This is a genomic window from Haemophilus sp. UMB1048 (genome assembly GCF_030218125.1).
GTDB lineage: Bacteria > Pseudomonadota > Gammaproteobacteria > Enterobacterales > Pasteurellaceae > Haemophilus_D.
Window position 1 is genome coordinate 295,121 of the sequence record NZ_JASOPB010000001.1, and the last position, 20,737, is coordinate 315,857.

Here is a 20,737-nt window from a genome sequence, read left to right on the forward strand (position 1 = left end):
ATTAGCCAAACCTATAATTTCTCAATTAGAATATCAAATTTTCTCATCAATTCCGATTCTTTTTCAAATCCTTCTACCTGAATAGACACTGGATGAATTCTATTTTCACCCAATATATTTATAATCGCTGAACTATATATAGTATATACATATATCTCTTTATAATTATTTAATTCATTACAGATGATATCTTCAAAAATTAAATCTGAATCATAATACTTCACTCCATCGACAACAAAGCTCTCTTTGGGGTGAGGGAGGTAATAATCAATATTATATTTATCTATTATTTTTTTAAACAAATCTACATTTTTAGTATCATCATTATACAATCTTTGCCCTAAGCATATTTTTAATACACCGTTAAGAGCATTACCAACACTATTATTAAATTTAAACATAGAGATTCTTTTGGTATTTTTTATAATATTATCCATATCATATATAGTATAATGTAAAGACGATATATCTTTTAATGTATTAATATCATGATCGATCATAAAGATAAACTTAATAAACTTAAGCTTCCAGCTTTCATTATTTTGATAAAGCATACTGTTTTTCAAAATATTAGCAGTTCCATCATCAAATGTTATTAGCTCATTAAACTTGAGAGATGAAATAATTGATTGAGTCAATATATTTTCTATATTTGCAACAAAGATCTTATCAAATTTTTTATTAAAGAATTTAATCTTGTAATACAAAATAAGGCATACTAACTTTATTGAACTTTTATAATAAATCTTATTTAAAATATGACATAAAACACCAAATAAATTAAAATATCTATCCACTTTCTTGGAAAAATGATTAGAAAATAATATTCCGTAAAATTCCTCATCTTCATAGTTTTTAACTATCTCTTTTGCTAAAAGAGTTTGTAAAGGGGTTGTGCATATAATTAAATTCATATTTTATTTAACTCTCGATGTCATGACATATAAAAAAGGAAGTATAACACCTGCTCCTAATATGCTAGCAAAGGGGACATATTCAACCCCAAATTGCATAAAGATTGACAACCCTCCTAAATACAGTATTGTAGAAAGGATTGAGCATAATGATATCCATTTATTCTTTCCGTAAAAGAAAAGGTAATTTACTAAAATTAGATAAGGTACCGAGAACATTGTGGCAATAAGGAACATAATAATATAGTACTTTGTTCCCCAGAACTGTTCTCCTAAAACAAAAATCACAAATTCCTCTGGAATTGCCCACATAATAATAGAAGGAATAGGAATTAAAAGTAATGAAAGCAATGTTAGTTGGTGTACTTTCTGTAAAGTAATCTTCTTTTGTTTTAATGCTTCATAAAAATAAGGTATTGCAGCCTTATTTATTGCTTGAATAATGACTGCAAGCACCAACGCAATTTGAGCCCCCATAGCATAAAGACCTAATTCAGATTCAGTAAATTTATTATAAATAAATACTCGATCTAATTGACCTTTTATAAACATGCTGATCTGATGAAAAGCTAACGGAATACCAAATCCTAGAAAATATAGAAAACCTTTTTGATACTCTGCTATATTAAAAGACTTTCTTCTATGCTCCCTAAAATAGGAAAAATAAACCAATATAAATATTATTAAGTTACCTAAGAATAGTGCAAGAAATCGCTTGCCAACAAGATCACTGTGAGAGAACTCCAAAAATAATACCGTTAATAATGTTGTCAACAATGCACTTCCAATTTGAATTAAAGTATACGAGATTGCCTTTTTCTGACACTGTTTTATACATAATTGAACTGTTAAGAAAGTTTGGAAAATTGAGATCAAAATTAAGTATGCTAAAATTTCAGAATGAAAAAAATAGCAAAATAACAATCCTACGGAACCTATCAGTAAGGCGTAAGCATATCCTGAAAATAAGATCAAATTTATCGAGCGCTTTCCATAAAAATAAAAGTACCTTGTAACAGCACCTTCTTGACTGAAACTAATAATAATAATAAGTAAAGATAATATTGTTTGATAATAGGATAATTCCCCAAAGCCGTTTACACCTAATTTTCTAGACAAATAAGGTAACAGTAAAAATGGGAAAATTTTAGCAACTATCTCACCTATTAAGTAAATAACACTATCTTTTAAGATCATAAATTATCATTTATAAATGAAAGTATTAAAACCAACAACCGTTGTGCCATCAGGAACATCTTTTGTAACTACAGCATTAGCGCCTATTATGCAATTTTTACCAATAGTAATATCACCTAAAACCTTTGCCCCACATCCTATAATAGTATCTTGACCAACAATTTGCTGACATGGTATACCTCTTTTTTCTTTCTCGTCAAACCTTAATGCACCGAAAGTAACATTCTGATGGATAATAACTCCATCAGCTAGCACTGCTCCACCACCAATGACAATTCCTGTAGGATGGCGAAAAACAACATTACCTAATTTACAACTAGGCGTAATATCACAAGCAAACTTACGAAATATCCTTTTATGCAATAAAAAGACCAATAGACTATTAATTTTACGAAGAAATTTACTATCTTTATATCTTTCTATATTTTGATTAAAACGTTGCATCAATCTTATTAAAAAGATCAACTCCTCACTTAATGACCTTAAAAAAAATCTATACAATTTCATTACTTATTCTCTAAATCATAAAACCGCTTCGGTTTATTTTCATTCTCACCAGCTAAAAATGCTTTAATCAGCCCATAAGCCTTTTCCGATGAACTATCTTGATAATATGGATTTACCATTGTAGGCAAGCGTTTTTGGAAATCATCAGATAATAAATGTTGAATCCCTTGTTCAATAGATTGTCGATTACTTTCTACATCAATAACTGATTCGCCACGAACGCGTCCTTCTTGCCTTTTCCCAATATTTACTGTTCCTACTTGTAAAGAAGGCGCTTCTAACAAACCTGATGAACTATTACCTATTAACCCTTTTGAATACTTAATTAAAGCTAAATATTCCTCCGGTTTTACCGATGTGAAAAATGCAAATCGATTTTCATCTGCATAACTTTTTACTTTGGCAAATATGACATCGGAATGCGTGTCAGAATTAGATCCAATAAACACAAATTGATAATCTGACTTAAAGGAATCTAATGCTAAAAGAAGCTGATCAACTTGCTCTTCTACAGATTGCCCAGTAATAGTTTCAGGATGAAATGCAACCATAAAATACAGTTTATTTTGCAAATTTAACTTAAAAAACAACCGCTCTTTTGATGGCAATTCTAAACTTAGTCCATTTTCAGCCCCAAGAGAGCCAATGTTATGCACACTTTCAGGAAGTTCGCCAAGCTGAATCACTCGTTTACGATATACTTCTGTCGCTGTGAGATGCAGTTTTGCCATTTTTGTAATACAGTGGCGAATAAACTCATCATAATTGCCTAATGTTTGCTCGCCACCATGCAAATGAATTAATGGAATGTTATGCATTGCAGCAGCCGTTGCTACAGAAAGTATTTCATAACGATCACCTAATACCATTACTGCATCATAATGATTTTTCTGGAAATGTTTACCAAAGAGATCGAGGGTTTCAGCCATTGAAGTTAAAATTGTTTGGTTATTTTGGCTATCAAGTTTTACTGCTATTCTCTCAGAAATATTAAACCCATCTTGCTCAATCACATTTACGGTATTTCCATATTGAGGAGCAAGGTGCATAGCGGTTACAATCAATGAAAAATCCAACTCATTGTCTTCTTGTAATCGTCTTAGTAAGCGCTTAACAATACCGTATTCAGCACGTGAGCCTGTTACATAGGCAATTCTCTTTTTCGTCATAGCTCTGATTTGATGATCTCTTCCAATAACTGATAGCCTTGTTCATTCAAATGTAAGCCATCATTAGTGTAATCTAAGTTTAATTTGCCATAGTGATCACTAAATCTGCTATCTAGAGCAATCCATCTTGCAGATTTAAGATTTTCTTTTAGAAATGCGTTAAGTTCTCTAATCACTGCATTATTACGATCAATCCTTAAGGCCACAGGGGTAATTTCTAAGAAATAAAGCTGAATGTTATTATTGATTGCTTTTAGTTTTTCAATAACTTTCTGAATGTCTGATAAAATTTGCTCTTTTGTCCAATCAGCATACACGATATCATTAGTTCCAAACATCAAAATAGCTTTATTACCTAAAGATTTAATCAATCCTTGATCTAGAATCAAATCAATATATTGTTTAGTAGTAATCCCCGCAATAGCTAAATTATTAACGGCTTGGTTGTTAACTTCTTCAATATTCCAATAATCTAAAATTGAGTGACCAATTAAGCTGATTTCTTTTGTTTGATTAAAATTATCTTTCTTAGCGGATATTGTTTTTTTGATTGTTTCTAATAGGATTTTATCTTTATTACGTTGCTGAAGAATAAAATAGAAATATTCGAAATCAAGACGATCATCAATATCAACTGAAACTTCTTTAGCCATAAAATACGCAACACACTTCTCTCCATAGAAGTGTTTTTGCTCTAAATAAGCCTGAGGTTTTGCAGAAAAAATTGCCCCATTTGGTGAATACTCTGGATGATATTGCTGGCGAGCATAATTAGAATAATCTAATTTAAAGTTTTTTAAACTCTCATCCTCATCAATTGGACGGGTTAATGTTGTTGGTTTATGCGCATCAGATACAGAAACTAAAAAATCAAATTTATCAAAATGTGCTTCAAATTTTTTATTCGCTTCTTGAATATGTTGAGCAGTTCTTAATGGTGAAGTCGGTTGCAGCAATACAAAATAATCATAATCAACATGACTATATCGATTCAATACATCTTCAATTACGACAAAAGAACTTGCTTTATCTGAGGATAGCTCGGCAGAACGTTTTATAAATTCAATCGGATAATGAGAAAGTAAATCAATATATTCTTGAGAATCTGTACTTACGATAATCTTTTCAAACTCTTCACTTTCTAATGCAGCCTCAATACTATAAGCCATTAGTGGTTTACCATTTGCAAATAAAACATTTTTATTAGGTAACCCTTTTGAGCCTGATCTCGCTGTAATAATTGCAATTTTCTTCATAATTTTAACCGCTCTTATTCTTGATTTGAGAAACGACTATCTTGAATTAATTGATCTTCTTCAAAATCCATTTCCGCATCTTTACCTAAAATATCATACCAACACATCGGACTAATACCATTTCCTGGACGTTTAGTGGTCAAATTCTCAGTCGTATAGGTTTCGCCTTTTTTAATTGGGCGAGCTGCAATAATGGATTTACGAGCCACAATTTTGTTTTTAGCTTCAGAAACAGTAACAATTTTCTCAGAAGAACCTAATGATTTTTCGACTGCTCGAATTCCTTCGCAAAGCAATTTCAATTCCTCTGGTGTCACAGATGCTTTATGATCTGGACCTTCAAAATTTTTGTCTAAAGTAAAATGTTTTTCAATGAAAGTAATACCATACGGCACAGCTGCAAGCCCTGTAAAATAACCTACAGAATGATCTGAAAAACCCAAATTATAATCAGAGAATAATGTTTTTAACTGATAAAACGCATTTAAATTTACATCTTCATAAGGGGTTGGGTATTCGGTATTACAGTGAAGAATAGTAATCTCTTCTTTCTTCATACCATTTTTTTCTAATATAGATAAAGCATCTTTGATCTCTTCAATAGTCGCCATTCCTGTTGAAATTACCACGCTTTTTCCTTCAATCGGCAAACTAGCAATTTTCTCTAAGTAAGGTAAGTTAGTTAGCTCGCCAGATGGAATCTTCCATACTTTTTGCTTTTCACTAGCAAGAAAATCAATGGACTCCATATCAAATGGCGTAGAAAACACTTCTAACTCTAAAGAACGCGCATAAGCTTCTAATTTACGAAACTCATCATAAGAAAGCTCTAGTTTACGAGTCATTTCAAGCTGACTATCTGCAGTACCTGTAGTTGCTTTTTGGTATTCCGCTTTCGGAGCATATTTTGAAATCAGTTTATCTGCTTTAAATGTTTGAAATTTAACTGCATCAACACCACATTCCTTTGCAACATCTATCATTTTCTTTGCTAACTCAGGATTTCCATTATGATTACAACCAATTTCTGCAACAATAAATACTTGACTCATTTTTATTCTACTTCCTTAATAAATTTTGCTGGAACACCAGCAACAATAGTACGAGGTTTTACGTTACGAATTACAACTGCACCTGCACCAACAACAGCACTTTCCCCAATTCTCAATTGACCAGTGATCACCGATGAGCTTCCAATAAAACAATAATCTTCAATTATAACATCACCATTTAATGTACTATTTGTAGAAATATTACTGTGATCACCAATACAACAACCATGCTCAATTAATGACTTAGTATTGATAATGACATTATCTCCAATAGTAACACCGCTATTCACTATGGCCATTTTCCCTACAAAAACCCCTCTACCTAGAGAAGAGTTGTTAGATACGACCGCTGTTTTATCAATGATGTTAATAACGTCACATTGATATTTCATAAGCTTTAAATATTTATCTAGGCGATAAGTGTTATTTCCGATACTTATAAAAAAACTGTAATGTTCCCTTTCTTGGAAATCATCAATCGTTTTAGCAAGAATTGGATAACCTAAATGACTCGTTCCTTCTGGTTTAAAATTATCAATGAACCCACAAAATTCATATCTTGATAAATCTAAAGAATCTAGTACAGATTTCGCATAGCCACCTGCGCCAATAAAAACTACTTTCTTTTTCATTATTAACGTTTTTTAGTACTTTGAATCAATGAACTCAACAAAATAATAAAACTAGAAATCATCAAACCAATAATAAACCCAATTACAATAATTAATCCTTTTTGGGGCTTATCTTTAATCACCGGATAGTCTGGTTCACTTAAATAATAATATCCGCTAACAGCACCTTCTTTCTCTACTTTTTTCTCTAATACATTTAATAAGTTAGCTTGTTTTTCAATATTATAATAATTCAGAGGATAGACTAAAGGGGCATTTTTCAATGTATCAACCTGAGCTTGTAAGTACTTTTCTCCTAACATAAATAAATATGATCCATCACTGAGTTTAGAATCACTAAATGGCACCTTCGCATCACCTAACAATACTTCTGGTACGCTTACATTACCACTTAAAGATTTTGAATAATCTTTAATCCCAGCTGATTTTGCAATATCTAATGCCGTTGTAAGGTTTTCTAACTGAATTTGACGCACAGTTTCTGTATCGCGTTCAATCTTGTTTTTCTGAACATCTAATCCACTAAGCACCAAATTAATATTCGCTAGAAAGTCTTTTTTATTTTCAGCAAGCACCCATTGGTTTACAAACTGGATATAGTCCAATAACACATTCTGCGCATCTTTTGGAGTCTCAGCAGCAAAACTCACATTCACTCCAATTGCATTTGGATCTTTTTTAGGATCTGGTACGGTAACAATCAGATTTTTATCGATCAAATTGGATAGCTGTTTTTGTTTAGCCTCTTCGGAATTAGTATTTTTAGCTGCATTAGTGTTAAACCAGGCAGATTGAGAAAAGAATACCTCTTTCAAGCTACGTGAAAATAAAGCCGTTTTAAAGTCATTAAATACCTTTTCTGAAACTTTATCTTGAGAAAAATCTTTGATATCTAGAATAGATGCGTATTCACTACGAAATGATAAATAATCGCCTAAATTGGCCACCTTGGGCGCAATTACTACTGATTTAGATGTCCATTGCTCTTTAGCTGTAAAAGCATAGCCTGCCGAAATGGCAGTACAAACGAAAGCAGATAAAATAATCCATAGCTTTTTCTTCCACAGATTTTTAACTAATTCAACCAAATCAATCTCATCCGACTCGTTTAGTTTTTGATAACGACTATCACTCATTATTAATCCTTTCAGGTCAATTAAACATACTATAAGTTTATCGCATTCTACCTGACTTCCCCTGCTCTAACAAGGGAATTAAAATAATCTTAATGAAAAATAACTAATCGTAATAACAAAATAAGTTATTGATATAAATAAAAAAAGGCATCACTTAACAAGCGAAACCTTTTATATATTAAAATCAATTAATTACACACTAATTACGCATAATACATCTCAAACTCAACTGGATGTGGTGTCATATTTAAACGCTCCACATCTTTACGTTTAACACTAATAAATGCTTCGATAAAGTCTTTAGCAAATACACCACCTTGCGTTAAGAATTCATAGTCTTTTTCTAATGAATTCAATGCTTCTTCTAGTGAGCTCGCTACTGCTGGAATATCTTTTAATTCTTCTGGTGGAAGATCGTAAAGATTTTTATCCATTGCATCACCTGGATGAATTTTGTTTACCACACCATCAAGGCCTGCCATTAATAGCGCAGCGAATGCAAGATATGGGTTTGCCAATGGATCTGGGAAACGCGCTTCAATACGAATTGCTTTCGGGTTGGTTACTGCTGGGATACGGATTGAAGCAGAACGGTTGCTTGCAGAGTAAGCCAACAATACTGGCGCTTCAAAACCTGGTACTAAACGTTTATATGAATTCGTACTTGGGTTAGTGAATGCATTTAATGCTTTAGCATGCTTAATAATACCGCCAATGTAATAAAGTGCGGTTTCAGAAAGACCTGCATATTTATCACCTTGGAAAATATTTTTACCGTCTTTGCTTAATGACATATTACAGTGCATACCCGAACCATTATCACCTGTGATTGGTTTTGGCATAAAGCAAGCGGTTTTACCATGTTCTAATGCAACGTTTTGTACAACATATTTATAGATTTGAGTTTCATCCGCTTTCAAGGTTAAGCTATTGAATTTCGTTGCAATTTCATTTTGACCTGCAGTCGCCACTTCATGGTGGTGAGCTTCTACTACTAAGCCCATTTCTTCTAAAATCAAACACATTTCAGAGCGAATATCATGTGCTGTATCAATTGGAGCAACTGCACAGTAACCGCCTTTTTTCAATGGACGATAAGCGTTGTTACCATCTTCGTATTTTTTGTTGGTGTTCCAAGCCGCTTCAATGTCATCAACGGCAAAAGAAGCACGGTTCATTGATACATCAAAACGGACATCATCAAATAAGAAGAACTCGGGTTCTGGACCAAAGAATGCTTGATCCGCAATACCGATTGAACGCATATAGTTTTCGGCACGAATGGCAATTGAACGCGGGTCACGATCATAGCTTTGCATGGTTGTTGGTTCATAAATACTACAACGAATAGAGAGGGTTGGGATCTGCGCAAATGGATCGACTACCGCAGTCTCAGCGATTGGCATTAAAAGCATATCGGCTTTGTTAATGGTTTTCCAACCTTCAACAGAAGAACCATCGAACATTTTGCCATCTTCAAACATATCTTCATCAACAAGGCTAACTGGGATAGAAACACCGTGTTCTTTACCTTTAATGTCGGTGAAACGAAGTAGCGCGAACTTAATATCGTTCTCTTCGATCAGTTTGAATACGTTGGCAATTGCATTTGCATTTGGCATAAGGAGTCCTCTATTTTGCTATGTATATAATCTTTATAAAAATTAAAGGAGCATTATAACGCAACCGCTTACTTTTTTCATGGGATTTATTTTAAACACTGGCATAGCAGAGTAACGAAATATCGTGTATAATTTTTGCCCTTTCGAGATTCTCGTAGAGTGGGTTTACTCACTAATTCAAACTACTTGGACTATTCGGTGGCATAAAAATTCCACCCTACAAAACTTAAACATTAAGAACGTAATAAATGAAAAACGACATTGATATTAATAAATTGCGCAATATCGCAATTATCGCTCACGTTGACCATGGTAAAACCACCCTCGTTGACAAACTTCTTCAACAATCCGGTACATTTGAATCAACTCGTGGTGATGTTGATGAACGCGTAATGGACTCAAACGATCTTGAAAAAGAACGTGGCATTACCATTCTTGCAAAAAATACCGCAATTAACTGGAATGATTATCGCATTAACATCGTAGATACCCCAGGACACGCCGACTTCGGTGGTGAAGTAGAACGTGTACTTTCTATGGTGGACTCTGTACTTTTAGTCGTAGATGCCTTTGACGGCCCAATGCCACAAACACGTTTCGTAACCCAAAAAGCCTTTGCTCATGGTTTAAAACCAATTGTAGTTATCAACAAAGTTGACCGTCCAGGCGCCCGTCCTGATTGGGTTGTGGATCAAGTATTCGATTTATTCGTTAACCTTGGTGCAACCGATGAGCAATTAGACTTCCCGATTATCTATGCCTCTGCATTAAATGGTGTCGCAGGTCTTGAACACGAAGAATTAGCGGAAGATATGACGCCGTTATTTGAAGCGATCGTTCAACACGTTGAACCGCCAAAAGTAGAACTTGATGCACCATTTCAAATGCAAATCTCACAATTAGACTATAACAGCTATGTGGGCGTTATCGGTATCGGTCGTATCAAACGTGGTGCAATCAAACCAAATCAACCTGTAACAATTATTGATGGCGAAGGTAAAACTCGCCAAGGCCGTGTGGGTCAAGTATTAGGTCACCTTGGTTTACAACGTTATGAAGAAGATATCGCTTATGCGGGCGACATCATTGCGATTACTGGTTTAGGTGAATTAAATATTTCTGACACGCTTTGTGATATCAACGCGGTTGAAGCACTACCTTCATTAACCGTTGATGAACCAACTGTAACCATGTTCTTCTGTGTAAATACTTCTCCGTTTGCGGGTCAAGAAGGTAAATATGTGACTTCTCGTCAAATTCTTGAACGTTTAAACAAAGAGTTAGTTCACAATGTGGCATTACGCGTAGAAGAAACACCAAACCCAGATGAATTCCGTGTTTCTGGCCGTGGTGAATTACACCTTTCTGTATTAATTGAAAATATGCGTCGTGAAGGTTATGAGCTTGCGGTTTCTCGCCCTAAAGTAATCTACCGTGAAATCAACGGCAGAAAACAAGAGCCTTATGAGCAAGTGACTATCGACGTAGAAGAACAGCATCAAGGTTCTGTTATGGAAGCATTAGGTATCCGTAAAGGTGAAGTTCGTGACATGATGCCAGATGGCAAAGGTCGTGTACGTTTAGAATACATTATTCCAAGCCGTGGCTTGATCGGTTTCCGTGGTGAATTCATGACTATGACGTCTGGTACCGGTTTACTTTACTCCAGTTTCGATCACTACGATGACATCAAACCAGGTGAAATCGGCCAACGTAAAAACGGTGTATTAATTTCTAACGCAACCGGTAAAGCATTAGCTTATGCGCTATTTGGTTTACAAGAGCGTGGTAAATTAATGATCGAAGCTAACGTAGAAGTTTACGAAGGCCAAATCATCGGTATTCACAGCCGTACAAATGACTTAACCGTAAACTGTTTACAAGGTAAAAAACTCACCAATATGCGTGCATCGGGTAAAGATGATGCAATCGTATTAACTACACCGGTAAAATTCTCCCTTGAACAAGCTATCGAGTTTATCGATGATGACGAGTTAGTGGAAGTGACACCAGAGTCGATCCGTATCCGTAAAAAACTCTTAACGGAAAACGATCGTAAACGTGCAAACCGTACGACAACCAGTACGAGTACACACTAATTAAAAACGTGCGGAAATTTGACCGCACTTTTAAACAAACAAAAGGCGAACATGATGTTCGCCTTTTTTATTTCATGATTAAAACTAGCCTAATCTTACTTTCTCGCCACCGAATTCATCGAGTAAGTTTTCTGTCAGTTTAGATAAAATGCCCGTCATTAATACAAAATCAGCATCAAAGCGTTGCGCATAATCTTCTTTTAAAATATCCGCATTTTTCTCACGCACGGCATCAGCAAATTTCAAACGTTTGAGCGTGCAATCTTCATTAAACACAAAAGTCAGCGTATCTTCCCATTCTAATGCAAGCTTGCTCACCACTTTTTTACCATCTTGTAGAAGCGCGAGAATCTCTTCATTTTCTAAAGGCTGTTTCTTACAATGGATCACACTGTCTTCTTGGCTTCCACGAAGTTCAGCCTCTTCTAACGCCACCAACCAATGCGGAATTTTTTCCTGCACAATCCAATCCGTTAAAATGGTCGAAGGTTCATTCGCAAAAGCCAATGGCACAACGGGTAATGAACCAAGTGATTTACGCAATAATGCTAAGGCATCTTCTGCACGTTTACTGGATGCAGCATCGACATGAACAAGATTATTCTCCGTATCAATCCACACGGCTGTTTGCTGATTTTTAGTGAATGCACGTGGCAGTAGATTCATCACCACATCATCTTTTAACGTTTGTTTTTCTGTTTTCTTCAATTTACGGTTTTCTTTTTGCTCAAGGCTTTCAATGCGTTCATCTAATTCACGTTTCACCACATTCGCCGGCAACATTTTCTCTTCTTTTTTCGCAACCAATAAAATGTGTTTACCCACTGAAAAATGCAATAGTTCACTGCCTTTCAAGGGACTCGCCCAACCGAATTTACTTTGATCTTGTGAGCCACAAGGATGAAATTCACAATCTGACAACTGGCGTTGTAATTCATTAAGATCCCAATCTAAGGGCTTAGTCAGCCTATATGACATTAAATTTTTAAACCACATCGTAACACTTCCTTCATAATAGGGTAAAATACGCGACATTGTAGCCCATAAACTCACGGGAAAAAATGATGCAACAGAAATTAATTGCCTTCATCGGCGGTGGCAATATGGCACAAGCCATTGTGTTAGGCCTATTAAAACAAGGTTATCCAGCTGATAAAATTATCGTTAATGATCCTAATGAAGAGAAACGTGCTTTTTTTGCTCAATATGGCATCTCCGTTTCGACAGACAACGAGCAATCCATCAAACAATCCCAAGTTGTGTTATTTGCTGTTAAGCCACAAGTGCTTGCTGATGTTTGCAAGCCATTAAGTGCGGTTGATTTTTCTGATAAATTAATCATTTCTATTGCTGCGGGTATTTCGACTGCTCGATTAGCCGAACTCATTCCAACAGCAAAATCCATTGTTCGCGTGATGCCAAACACCCCTGCGTTAGTTGGAGAAGGTATGGCAGGCTTATTTGCTGACAAAAATACGCCTGAAACTGACCGCACTTTTGCGGAAGATTTACTTTCATCTGTAGGAAAAACCACTAGGGTAACGAATGAAGATCAAATGCATGCAGTCACTGCCGCATCTGGCAGCAGCCCTGCTTACTTCTTCCAATTTTTAGAGGCTATGCAACAAGGCTTAATAGAAATGGGCTTAGATGAAAAGCAATCTCGTGAGTTGGTACAACAAGCTATGTTAGGCTCGGCGAAGCTAGTGAGTGAAAATCCACAAACTGCCCTTTCGACTTTACGAGAAAATGTCACCTCAAAAGGCGGTACCACCGCAGCCGCATTAAATGTGTTCAATCAACATCAATTTAACGACATCATTAAACAAGCGATGCAAGCCTGCGTAGCACGCTCACAAGAAATGGAAAAATTATTCTAATGCAAGTTCGTCCTTTTACCTGGCTCACCCTGAGCTTTTTTGGTTACTATTGTGCCTACGGTGTGTTTCTTCCCCTTTTCCCTGCGTGGTTGAAAACGCAATCTTATAGTGAAGAAAGCATCGGTTTATTGCTGGCCTGTGGTTATATTTTCCGTTTTAGTGGCAGTATTTTATTTTCTGGCTTGATAAAACGCGTTTCCCTTTTAGTGAATGGCTTACGTTACTTAGCTGTTGCCAGCGCTATCACCATGGCGTTAATTGGACTGATGTCGCATAATTTCTGGTTATTATTTATTGGACTTGCCTTGTATTCCATGGTGAATGCGGCGGGCATGCCGATTGGTGATAGCCTAGCCAGTACGTGGCAACAACAAATTCATTTAGATTACGGCAAAGTACGCTTGATTGGCTCCTTTGCATTTGTTGTCGGCGTGATGGTGTTTGGGTATTTAGCGGGGATGGTTGGTGAGCAATACATCACATGGATGATTACGGGCATCCTTATTTTCTATAGCATTGTGCAATTACTTCATCCCAATCCAATGCCACAAGATGAGCCTCAAAGTGCGCTCGAAAATTCTGTTGGATTTTTAGGCTTACTCAAAAATAAAACGACACTTCGTTTATTTATTGCTATTGCACTGATTCAAGGATCGCACGCGGCTTATTACTCATACAGCACTATCTTCTGGACAAGCCACGGTCATTCTGTTTCCGATGCGGGCTTATTTTGGGGAATCAGCGTATTAGTAGAAATTGTCGTCTTTTTCTTCTCCACCCGATTATTCAAAAATTGGAGCATTACTGCCCTTTTCTATCTCACAGGAATAGCCGCCATCATACGTTGGCTTGCTTTCGGTTATGCCGATACCTTTGTTGAAATCATCCTATTGCAATGTTTTCACAGCCTTACTTATGTTGCGGGACATTACGCAACCGTGCGTTACATCACCACGCAACCACAAACCCATATTGCGAAATTACAAGGTTTATACAATGCCTTAGCAGGATGTGCAGCCATTGCCATTTTCACCGCACTTTCTGGTGTGCTTTATCCAATTTCGCCAGTTTATGCTTTCAGCTTAATGGCTGCCTTTGCATTCATTGGTTTATTTATCACCCCACGTGGTGTAAAAGCCTTTTTACCCCATAGAGTGTAAACATGAATAATCTCACGCTAGTCGATTTGTTCTTGAATGAATATTGGATCGAAAAAGGATTGTCTGAAAACACCGTACAGTCTTATCGTCTCGATTTGACCGCACTTTGTGACTGGTTGGATAAACAAAATTTATCCCTCGAAACCCTTGAACCATTAGATCTGCAACAATTTCTAGGCAGCCGTTTAGAGCAAGGTTACAAAGCTACTAGCACTGCACGAATGCTAAGTGCGATGCGGAAATTATTCCAATATTTATATCGTGAAAAATATCGTACGGATGACCCGAGTGCCGTACTGAGCTCACCTAAATTGCCAAGCCGTTTGCCTAAATATTTAACAGAGCAACAAGTCACGGATTTATTAAATACGCCAGATGTAGAAATTCCGCTCGAGTTACGCGATAAAGCCATGTTGGAATTGCTGTACGCCACAGGATTACGTGTCACGGAATTGGTCACGCTCACTATTGAGAATATGAACCTGCAACAAGGTGTCGTGCGAGTGATTGGTAAAGGTAACAAAGAACGCATTGTGCCAATGGGAGAAGAAGCCGCGTTTTGGGTACGACAATTCGTACTTTACGGTCGTCCTATTTTGCTTAATGGACAAAGTTCAGATGTGGTCTTTCCAAGTCAACGAGCTCAGCAAATGACTCGCCAAACCTTTTGGCATCGTATAAAACATTATGCTGTGTTAGCGGGAATCGATACGGATGCCCTTTCACCACATGTTCTCCGTCATGCCTTTGCAACGCATTTAGTGAACCACGGTGCGGATCTCCGTGTTGTGCAAATGCTCCTCGGACACAGCGATCTCTCCACCACGCAAATCTATACTCATGTGGCTAAAGAACGCTTGAAACACCTTCATGAAAGATTTCATCCAAGGGGATAAGATCAAAAAGTGCGGTTATAATTCATTATGTTTTATGACCGCACTTTGTATGAAAACATTATTTTAATGACAACAATCTTGCCACATTTTGAGCTGTTGAGATTAAATTCTGCTCGCCTTGCTTGAGAACTATCGGTAAATCACCCAGATTACGGATAATTGGGAACACCGCATCAATCCCATGTTCATACACCACTTCATAATCCTCACGTAAACAACCTACGATCGCGATGACTGGCTTATTAAATTGTTTCGCTGTGCGCGCCACACCGATTGGGGTCTTACCTAAGATACTTTGTGCATCCATACGGCCTTCGCCAGTAATCACTAAATCAGCGTCTTTAACTTGTTCAGCAAGTTTCAAATTATCTAACACAATCTGCACACCCGCCTTGAGTTGCACATTGGGTAAGAGCAATAAACCTCCGCCCATACCACCTGCCGCCCCCGCGCCTGGCTGCTCTTTAATTTGTTTACCACAATCTCGCCCAGCGATTTCAGCAAAATGGGCTAATGCCTCATCCAGTTCTTTCACCATCTCAGGCGTTGCACCTTTTTGTGGACCAAAAATCGCAGAGGCACCTCGTTCACCACAAAGTGGATTATTCACGTCACAAGCTACTTCGATTTGCACGTATTGCAATCGAGGATCTAAATCAGTCATTTGAATTTCAGCAATTTTAGATAATTCTACGCCACCAAAGCCAATGGATTGACCATTTTTATCCAATAAACGTAAGCCTAATGCTTGCAGCATACCCGCGCCACCATCATTTGTGGCACTCCCGCCAATTCCTAAAATGATATGTTGAACACCAAGGTCAAGGGCTTGCTTAATTAGCTCCCCCGTACCAAAACTGGTGGTTTGACAAGGATTGCGTTTATCCATTGGAACAAGATGCAATCCCGATGCGGCTGCCATTTCGATAATCGCCGTTTTACCCTCACCCGATAAACCGAAAAAGCTTTTTACTTGATTGCCTAACGGTGCAGTGACTTCCGTTTCAATCAGGCGACCTTGAGTGGCATCTACCAAGGATTGTACGGTACCTTCACCACCATCCGCCATAGGTAATTTCACATATTCAGCATTCGGGAAAATACGTTTAAAGCCCCTTTCGATCGCATTTGCCACTTCGAGCGCGGTTAAACTTTCTTTAAATGAATCAGGCGCAATCAAAATTTTCATACACTCTCCTGACATCAATAAAACACACCGAAAATGAGCGTAGAAACGACCGTCATAATCAAACCGATCGCACTTTCATAAGGAATCAGTTTTAATCGTTCTTTCATATTCATATTCACACTGCCGCCAGTCGCATGGAAGAAAGAACCGTGTGGCATATTGTCGAATACGATCGCCCCTGCGTGGATCATGGCAGCCGCCGCAAGACTGCTTACACCGAGTTCCAATAATGTTGAGCTAAATACATTGGATGCGACCGCTGTGCCTGCCGTCGTTGATGCCGTCGCAAGAGACATCAATACACCAGAAATCGGCGCGAGAATATAAGGAGGCAAACCAGAATGTTTTAAGCCTTCAATGAGCACATCTTTCATGCCAGAGTTGCCAATAATGCCTGCTAAAGCCCCTGTACCGAGCAACATAATCGCCACCGGTGCCATTTTTCCTAAGCCACTAATTGCGTAGCTATTTGCGTGGCGAAGTTTTCCCATGCATAACGCACCAATTAAACCACCTAAAGGTAATGCAATGAGAGGATCGACTTTAATGTCCGCCAATGGACGTAGCGCAAGTAATAAGATGGCCACTAATGGTGCAGCAAGTGCGGTCAAAAATGAGGGTAAATGTTGAGTATCAACGGCAACGCTCTCTTGTTCGGATACAAAAGAGCCTTTGTTTTTTAAATGTTTTGCTAAGAAATAGGTTAAGGCTAACCCAAAGATCCCGGGGATAATCCCCGCTACCATTACCGACGTTAAAGGCAGATGAAAGGTATCTGCGGCAGCAATCGCATTGGGATTTGGCGACATCAAGTTTCCTGCTTTACCCCCTCCAATCATCGCCAATAAAACGGCTGATTTTGATAAATTGGTGCGACGAGCTAACGCCAGTGCAATCGGGGAAACCGTAATAACGGCCACATCAATAAACACACCGACTGCGGTTAAAATCAGTGTTGCTAAAGCTAAGGCCAATAACGCTCTTGCTTCACCAAGTTTATGTGTAATAGTTTCGGCAATCGTGCTGGCCGCCCCCGATTCAATGAGCACACCTGCTAGTACACCTGCCGCTAAAATTCGCATAACAGCTGTCGTAATACCCTGGGCCCCTCCGATCATTAAGTTCACCGTTTCGGATAAATCTGCACCACCAACTAGTCCGCCTATCAAAGCCCCCGTCAACATGCCATAGACTGGCGAGACTTTTTTCAAAATGAGAAAAATGGCCACAATAAGCGCAACTAATGCACCGAAAGACGAAACTGTTGTCATAAATACCTACTTATATCCAATACCGCTGAGGTATATAAATGTTTGTGTACATTATACAAAAACGGCTTATGTAAAACACATAAGCCGACATTTTTACTTAAAATTGACCGCACTTTAGAAAAATAAAATACTTCCCCAAACAACGGCAACGATGCAAAGCGCAATGAATACCGCTGCTGAGCCTTGGTCTTTAGCTCTCCCTGAAAGCTCGTGGCGTTCTGTACCGATACGGTCCACCACTGCTTCAACTGCACTATTTAATAGCTCTACTGCCATCACGAGTAAAACCGATGAAATCATCAGCGCGATTTCAATTTTAGTGTCACCGAGCCAAAATGCGAGCGGAATCAGAATGCACGCAAGAAAACATTCGTGGCGAAATGCAGTTTCATTTTTGAATGCACTCTTTAAACCTTGCAAGGAATATTTTGTGGAGTTAATTAAATGGGTTAATCCCGTGGTTTTATACATAAAAGTTCCTATATTGTAATCTATAAACGTTTTGCTTCGATAACGTCGTCTAACTTCGCTAATCTGGCCAGTATTTTACTTAAACTTTCGACATTTTTCAGTTCAATTTCCATATCCATCGTTGCTACTTGTTTTTTGGTGTCCGCACGGCTTGAAACACCTAGTACACTGACTTTTTCATTCGCCAGTACAGTCGTAATATCGCGTAATAAACCATTGCGATCACTCGCCACAATACGAATATTAATATGGAAACCAGCCGCATAATCATCCCCCCAAAGGGCTTCCACCACGCGTTCAGGATGTGCAGCTTGTAATTCAATAAATTGCTCACAATCGCAGCGATGAATTGAGATGCCACGTCCCATAGTAATGTAGCCTGCGATTGCATCGCCTGGAATCGGTTGGCAACAACGTGCCATATGATGCAGTAAATTACCGACGCCTTCAACAATTACATAGCCTTTTTTCTGCTGCTGGTCTGCTTTTTGTTGTGCCTTCTGCTGCGCAGTATTCGCACTTTTGCTCGCCACATGACGGAGAATTTCTTGATCCGCCTCTTCAGCCGTCACTTTAATCAATCGGCTTTGTAAAAAATTCACCAACTGATTTAAACGAATATCCCCGCTACCAATACCCGCATATAAATCTTCAAGATTTTTTAAGTTATAACGAGGTAATGCAACCTGCTCTACTTGTTTTAAACTGATATTCAAACGCGCAAGCTCATTATCTAACAGCTCTTTACCCGCAGGAACGTTTTTATCACGATCTTGTTTTTTGAACCACGCTTGGATTTTCGCACGCGCTTTTGACGTATGCGTAAACCCTAAATTTGGGTTTACCCAATCTCGGCTTGGATTCGGATTTTTCTGCGTAATAATATCCACTTGCTCACCCATTTGCAGGTGATAAGTGAATGGCACGATACGTCCCCCGACTTTCGCCCCAATACAACGGTGTCCAATTTCACTATGAATCGCATAAGCAAAATCAAGAGGGGTTGATCCTGCTGGTAAATCAACCACTTCACCTTTCGGTGTAAATACATATACTCGGTCATCAAAGACTTGGCTACGCAATTCGGCCATCACTTCGCCAGAATCAGTAATATCATCTTGCCATGCAAGTAATTTACGCAACCAAGTGATTTTTTCTTCGTAAGCAGAAAGGCTACCCGTCGTCCCTTCTTTGTATTTCCAGTGCGCTGCGACGCCAAGTTCAGCATCATCATGCATTTGTTGAGTACGAATTTGCACTTCAATCGGCTTACCGCCTTTGCCCAATACCACAGTATGAATGGATTGATAGCCATTCGGTTTAGGATTGGCGACATAGTCATCAAATTCTTTTGGTAAGTGTTTGAAATGGGTATGTACGATACCAAGCGCGGTATAACAATCTTGCAATTTTTGCACGATAATTCTAACCGCTCTCACATCATATAAACCACTGAATTCCAGATGTTTCTTTTGCATTTTTCGCCAAATGCTATAGATATGTTTTGGACGACCGTAAACCTCAACCTGATCAATATTTTCTTTTAAATAACCGGTTAATTCTGTCACAAAATCAGTAATATACTGCTCACGATCTAAACGACGCTCATGTAATAATTTGGCGATATTTCGATATTGTTCTGGATGCAAATAACGGAAGCAGTAATCTTCAAGCTCCCATTTCAATTGACCGATACCTAAACGGTTCGCCAACGGGGCATAAATATTGGAACACTCTTTGGCAGCCAGTACTTTTTCTTCTTCGCAAAAATGATTTTCCGCATCGCGAAGAAAGGTAATACGTTCGGCAAGTTTGATGATCACACAGCGGAAATCGTCCACCATCGCAAGGAGCATTCGGCGCACATTATCTACTTGGGAAGCATTGGCAGAATGACTGGCGTTGAGCTGACGGATGTTATCCATCTCCTCCACACCTTTGAGTAATTTGGTAATTTTAGGGCCAAAATCTTCTTGAATTTGTTCCCAATCTACGAGTTGGTTGGCCACTAATGGGAATAGCATCGCAGTGAGCAAACTCTCACTGTCCATATTCATTTCATGCAGGATTTCCACCATTTCCACACCGGATTGCAATGTAAGCACTGCATTTTCCATTTTATCGGCATGTTCAGCTATTTTAGCTTGAGCGTGATACCAGGCATCAATCAGGGATTTTTCAGTAGCGGCAGGAAGTTTAAGGCTCGAACACCATTGTTCGATCACAAAATCTTGCGGATTTAATAAGTGAGAACCACGAACTGCAACCATAATACCCCCTTGTTGA

18 protein-coding genes are annotated in these 20,737 nt (G+C 37.9%); 4 read left to right on the top strand and 14 right to left on the bottom strand.

Annotation, left to right across the window (positions count from 1 at the left end; all coding sequences use genetic code 11):
* Positions 1 to 11: 11 nt before the first annotated feature.
* From QP437_RS01450 to glnA, 9 genes are all read right to left on the bottom strand, one after another.
* Positions 12 to 914, bottom strand: coding sequence for a glycosyltransferase family 52 (locus QP437_RS01450; RefSeq protein WP_285266694.1), 903 nt, complete (start codon positions 912 to 914; stop codon positions 12 to 14).
* 3 nt (positions 915 to 917) lie between these two features.
* Positions 918 to 2,111, bottom strand: coding sequence for an oligosaccharide flippase family protein (locus QP437_RS01455; RefSeq protein ID WP_285266695.1), 1,194 nt, complete (start codon positions 2,109 to 2,111; stop codon positions 918 to 920).
* A 6-nt stretch (positions 2,112 to 2,117) separates the two neighbouring features.
* Positions 2,118 to 2,555, bottom strand: coding sequence for a serine O-acetyltransferase (locus QP437_RS01460; protein ID WP_269446108.1), 438 nt, complete (start codon positions 2,553 to 2,555; stop codon positions 2,118 to 2,120).
* 62 nt (positions 2,556 to 2,617) lie between these two features.
* Entirely contained in the window at positions 2,618 to 3,787 is a 1,170-nt protein-coding gene (gene neuC / locus QP437_RS01465; protein WP_285266696.1) for a UDP-N-acetylglucosamine 2-epimerase, read from the bottom strand.
* Entirely contained in the window at positions 3,784 to 5,043 is a 1,260-nt protein-coding gene (locus QP437_RS01470) for a GDSL-type esterase/lipase family protein (protein WP_285266697.1), read from the bottom strand. The genes neuC and QP437_RS01470 overlap by 4 nt, the downstream gene beginning before the upstream one ends.
* Before the next feature lie 14 nt (positions 5,044 to 5,057).
* Complete coding sequence (gene neuB, locus QP437_RS01475; RefSeq protein ID WP_285266698.1) at positions 5,058 to 6,095, bottom strand: N-acetylneuraminate synthase; 1,038 nt, start codon at positions 6,093 to 6,095, stop codon at positions 5,058 to 5,060.
* A 2-nt stretch (positions 6,096 to 6,097) separates the two neighbouring features.
* Positions 6,098 to 6,727 carry an acetyltransferase gene (locus QP437_RS01480; RefSeq protein WP_014064211.1) on the bottom strand — a complete coding sequence of 210 codons (630 nt, stop codon included), beginning with the start codon at positions 6,725 to 6,727 and terminating at the stop codon, positions 6,098 to 6,100.
* A 2-nt stretch (positions 6,728 to 6,729) separates the two neighbouring features.
* Positions 6,730 to 7,863 (bottom strand): LPS O-antigen chain length determinant protein WzzB, encoded by a 1,134-nt coding sequence (locus tag QP437_RS01485; protein ID WP_285266699.1) that lies wholly within the window; start codon positions 7,861 to 7,863, stop codon positions 6,730 to 6,732.
* Between the two features lie 203 nt (positions 7,864 to 8,066).
* Entirely contained in the window at positions 8,067 to 9,485 is a 1,419-nt protein-coding gene (gene glnA, locus QP437_RS01490; RefSeq protein WP_128786879.1) for a type I glutamate--ammonia ligase, read from the bottom strand.
* Positions 9,486 to 9,733: 248 nt separating this feature from the next.
* On the opposite strand from glnA, the gene typA reads away from it, so the two are divergent.
* The gene (gene typA / locus QP437_RS01495; RefSeq protein WP_197570398.1) at positions 9,734 to 11,584 is read left to right on the top strand and encodes a translational GTPase TypA; all 1,851 of its coding nucleotides are present in this window, start codon (positions 9,734 to 9,736) and stop codon (positions 11,582 to 11,584) included.
* An 84-nt stretch (positions 11,585 to 11,668) separates the two neighbouring features.
* Here the strand turns inward: typA and rdgC are convergent, their stop codons facing one another.
* A complete protein-coding gene (gene rdgC / locus QP437_RS01500; RefSeq protein ID WP_285266700.1) occupies positions 11,669 to 12,580 on the bottom strand; it encodes a recombination-associated protein RdgC in 912 nt (303 codons plus the stop codon).
* A gap of 68 nt (positions 12,581 to 12,648) precedes the next feature.
* Between rdgC and proC the strand changes: the two genes are divergently transcribed.
* The 3 genes from proC to xerD are packed head-to-tail and all read left to right on the top strand — an operon-like array spanning position 12,649 to position 15,520.
* Complete coding sequence (proC, locus tag QP437_RS01505; RefSeq protein WP_285266735.1) at positions 12,649 to 13,464, top strand: pyrroline-5-carboxylate reductase; 816 nt, start codon at positions 12,649 to 12,651, stop codon at positions 13,462 to 13,464.
* Positions 13,464 to 14,624, top strand: a complete 1,161-nt coding sequence (locus tag QP437_RS01510; protein WP_285266701.1) for a 3-phenylpropionate MFS transporter — start codon at positions 13,464 to 13,466, stop codon at positions 14,622 to 14,624. The genes proC and QP437_RS01510 overlap by 1 nt, the downstream gene beginning before the upstream one ends.
* A gap of 2 nt (positions 14,625 to 14,626) precedes the next feature.
* Positions 14,627 to 15,520, top strand: a complete 894-nt coding sequence (xerD, locus tag QP437_RS01515; RefSeq protein ID WP_005698164.1) for a site-specific tyrosine recombinase XerD — start codon at positions 14,627 to 14,629, stop codon at positions 15,518 to 15,520.
* A 58-nt stretch (positions 15,521 to 15,578) separates the two neighbouring features.
* Here xerD and QP437_RS01520 read toward each other — a convergent pair whose 3' ends face one another.
* The 4 genes from QP437_RS01520 to relA form a co-directional block, all read right to left on the bottom strand.
* Positions 15,579 to 16,709 carry a glycerate kinase gene (locus tag QP437_RS01520; protein WP_285266702.1) on the bottom strand — a complete coding sequence of 377 codons (1,131 nt, stop codon included), beginning with the start codon at positions 16,707 to 16,709 and terminating at the stop codon, positions 15,579 to 15,581.
* A gap of 14 nt (positions 16,710 to 16,723) precedes the next feature.
* Positions 16,724 to 17,980 carry a GntP family permease gene (locus QP437_RS01525; protein WP_285266703.1) on the bottom strand — a complete coding sequence of 419 codons (1,257 nt, stop codon included), beginning with the start codon at positions 17,978 to 17,980 and terminating at the stop codon, positions 16,724 to 16,726.
* A gap of 114 nt (positions 17,981 to 18,094) precedes the next feature.
* Entirely contained in the window at positions 18,095 to 18,451 is a 357-nt protein-coding gene (locus QP437_RS01530; protein WP_005695266.1) for a diacylglycerol kinase, read from the bottom strand.
* A 20-nt stretch (positions 18,452 to 18,471) separates the two neighbouring features.
* A complete protein-coding gene (gene relA / locus QP437_RS01535; RefSeq protein WP_285266704.1) occupies positions 18,472 to 20,721 on the bottom strand; it encodes a GTP diphosphokinase in 2,250 nt (749 codons plus the stop codon).
* Positions 20,722 to 20,737: the final 16 nt, after the last annotated feature.

Bases quoted from the DNA above. Each gene is read 5' to 3' on its own strand.
- QP437_RS01450 (WP_285266694.1), bottom strand. From the start codon at position 914: ATGAATTTAATTATATGCACAACCCCTTTACAAACTCTTTTAGCAAAA.
- QP437_RS01455 (WP_285266695.1), bottom strand. From the start codon at position 2,111: ATGATCTTAAAAGATAGTGTTATTTACTTAATAGGTGAGATAGTTGCT.
- QP437_RS01460 (WP_269446108.1), bottom strand. From the start codon at position 2,555: ATGCAACGTTTTAATCAAAATATAGAAAGATATAAAGATAGTAAATTT.
- neuC (WP_285266696.1), bottom strand. From the start codon at position 3,787: ATGACGAAAAAGAGAATTGCCTATGTAACAGGCTCACGTGCTGAATAC.
- QP437_RS01470 (WP_285266697.1), bottom strand. From the start codon at position 5,043: ATGAAGAAAATTGCAATTATTACAGCGAGATCAGGCTCAAAAGGGTTA.
- neuB (WP_285266698.1), bottom strand. From the start codon at position 6,095: ATGAGTCAAGTATTTATTGTTGCAGAAATTGGTTGTAATCATAATGGA.
- QP437_RS01480 (WP_014064211.1), bottom strand. From the start codon at position 6,727: ATGAAAAAGAAAGTAGTTTTTATTGGCGCAGGTGGCTATGCGAAATCT.
- QP437_RS01485 (WP_285266699.1), bottom strand. From the start codon at position 7,863: ATGAGTGATAGTCGTTATCAAAAACTAAACGAGTCGGATGAGATTGAT.
- glnA (WP_128786879.1), bottom strand. From the start codon at position 9,485: ATGCCAAATGCAAATGCAATTGCCAACGTATTCAAACTGATCGAAGAG.
- typA (WP_197570398.1), top strand. From the start codon at position 9,734: ATGAAAAACGACATTGATATTAATAAATTGCGCAATATCGCAATTATC.
- rdgC (WP_285266700.1), bottom strand. From the start codon at position 12,580: ATGTGGTTTAAAAATTTAATGTCATATAGGCTGACTAAGCCCTTAGAT.
- proC (WP_285266735.1), top strand. From the start codon at position 12,649: ATGCAACAGAAATTAATTGCCTTCATCGGCGGTGGCAATATGGCACAA.
- QP437_RS01510 (WP_285266701.1), top strand. From the start codon at position 13,464: ATGCAAGTTCGTCCTTTTACCTGGCTCACCCTGAGCTTTTTTGGTTAC.
- xerD (WP_005698164.1), top strand. From the start codon at position 14,627: ATGAATAATCTCACGCTAGTCGATTTGTTCTTGAATGAATATTGGATC.
- QP437_RS01520 (WP_285266702.1), bottom strand. From the start codon at position 16,709: ATGAAAATTTTGATTGCGCCTGATTCATTTAAAGAAAGTTTAACCGCG.
- QP437_RS01525 (WP_285266703.1), bottom strand. From the start codon at position 17,980: ATGACAACAGTTTCGTCTTTCGGTGCATTAGTTGCGCTTATTGTGGCC.
- QP437_RS01530 (WP_005695266.1), bottom strand. From the start codon at position 18,451: ATGTATAAAACCACGGGATTAACCCATTTAATTAACTCCACAAAATAT.
- relA (WP_285266704.1), bottom strand. From the start codon at position 20,721: ATGGTTGCAGTTCGTGGTTCTCACTTATTAAATCCGCAAGATTTTGTG.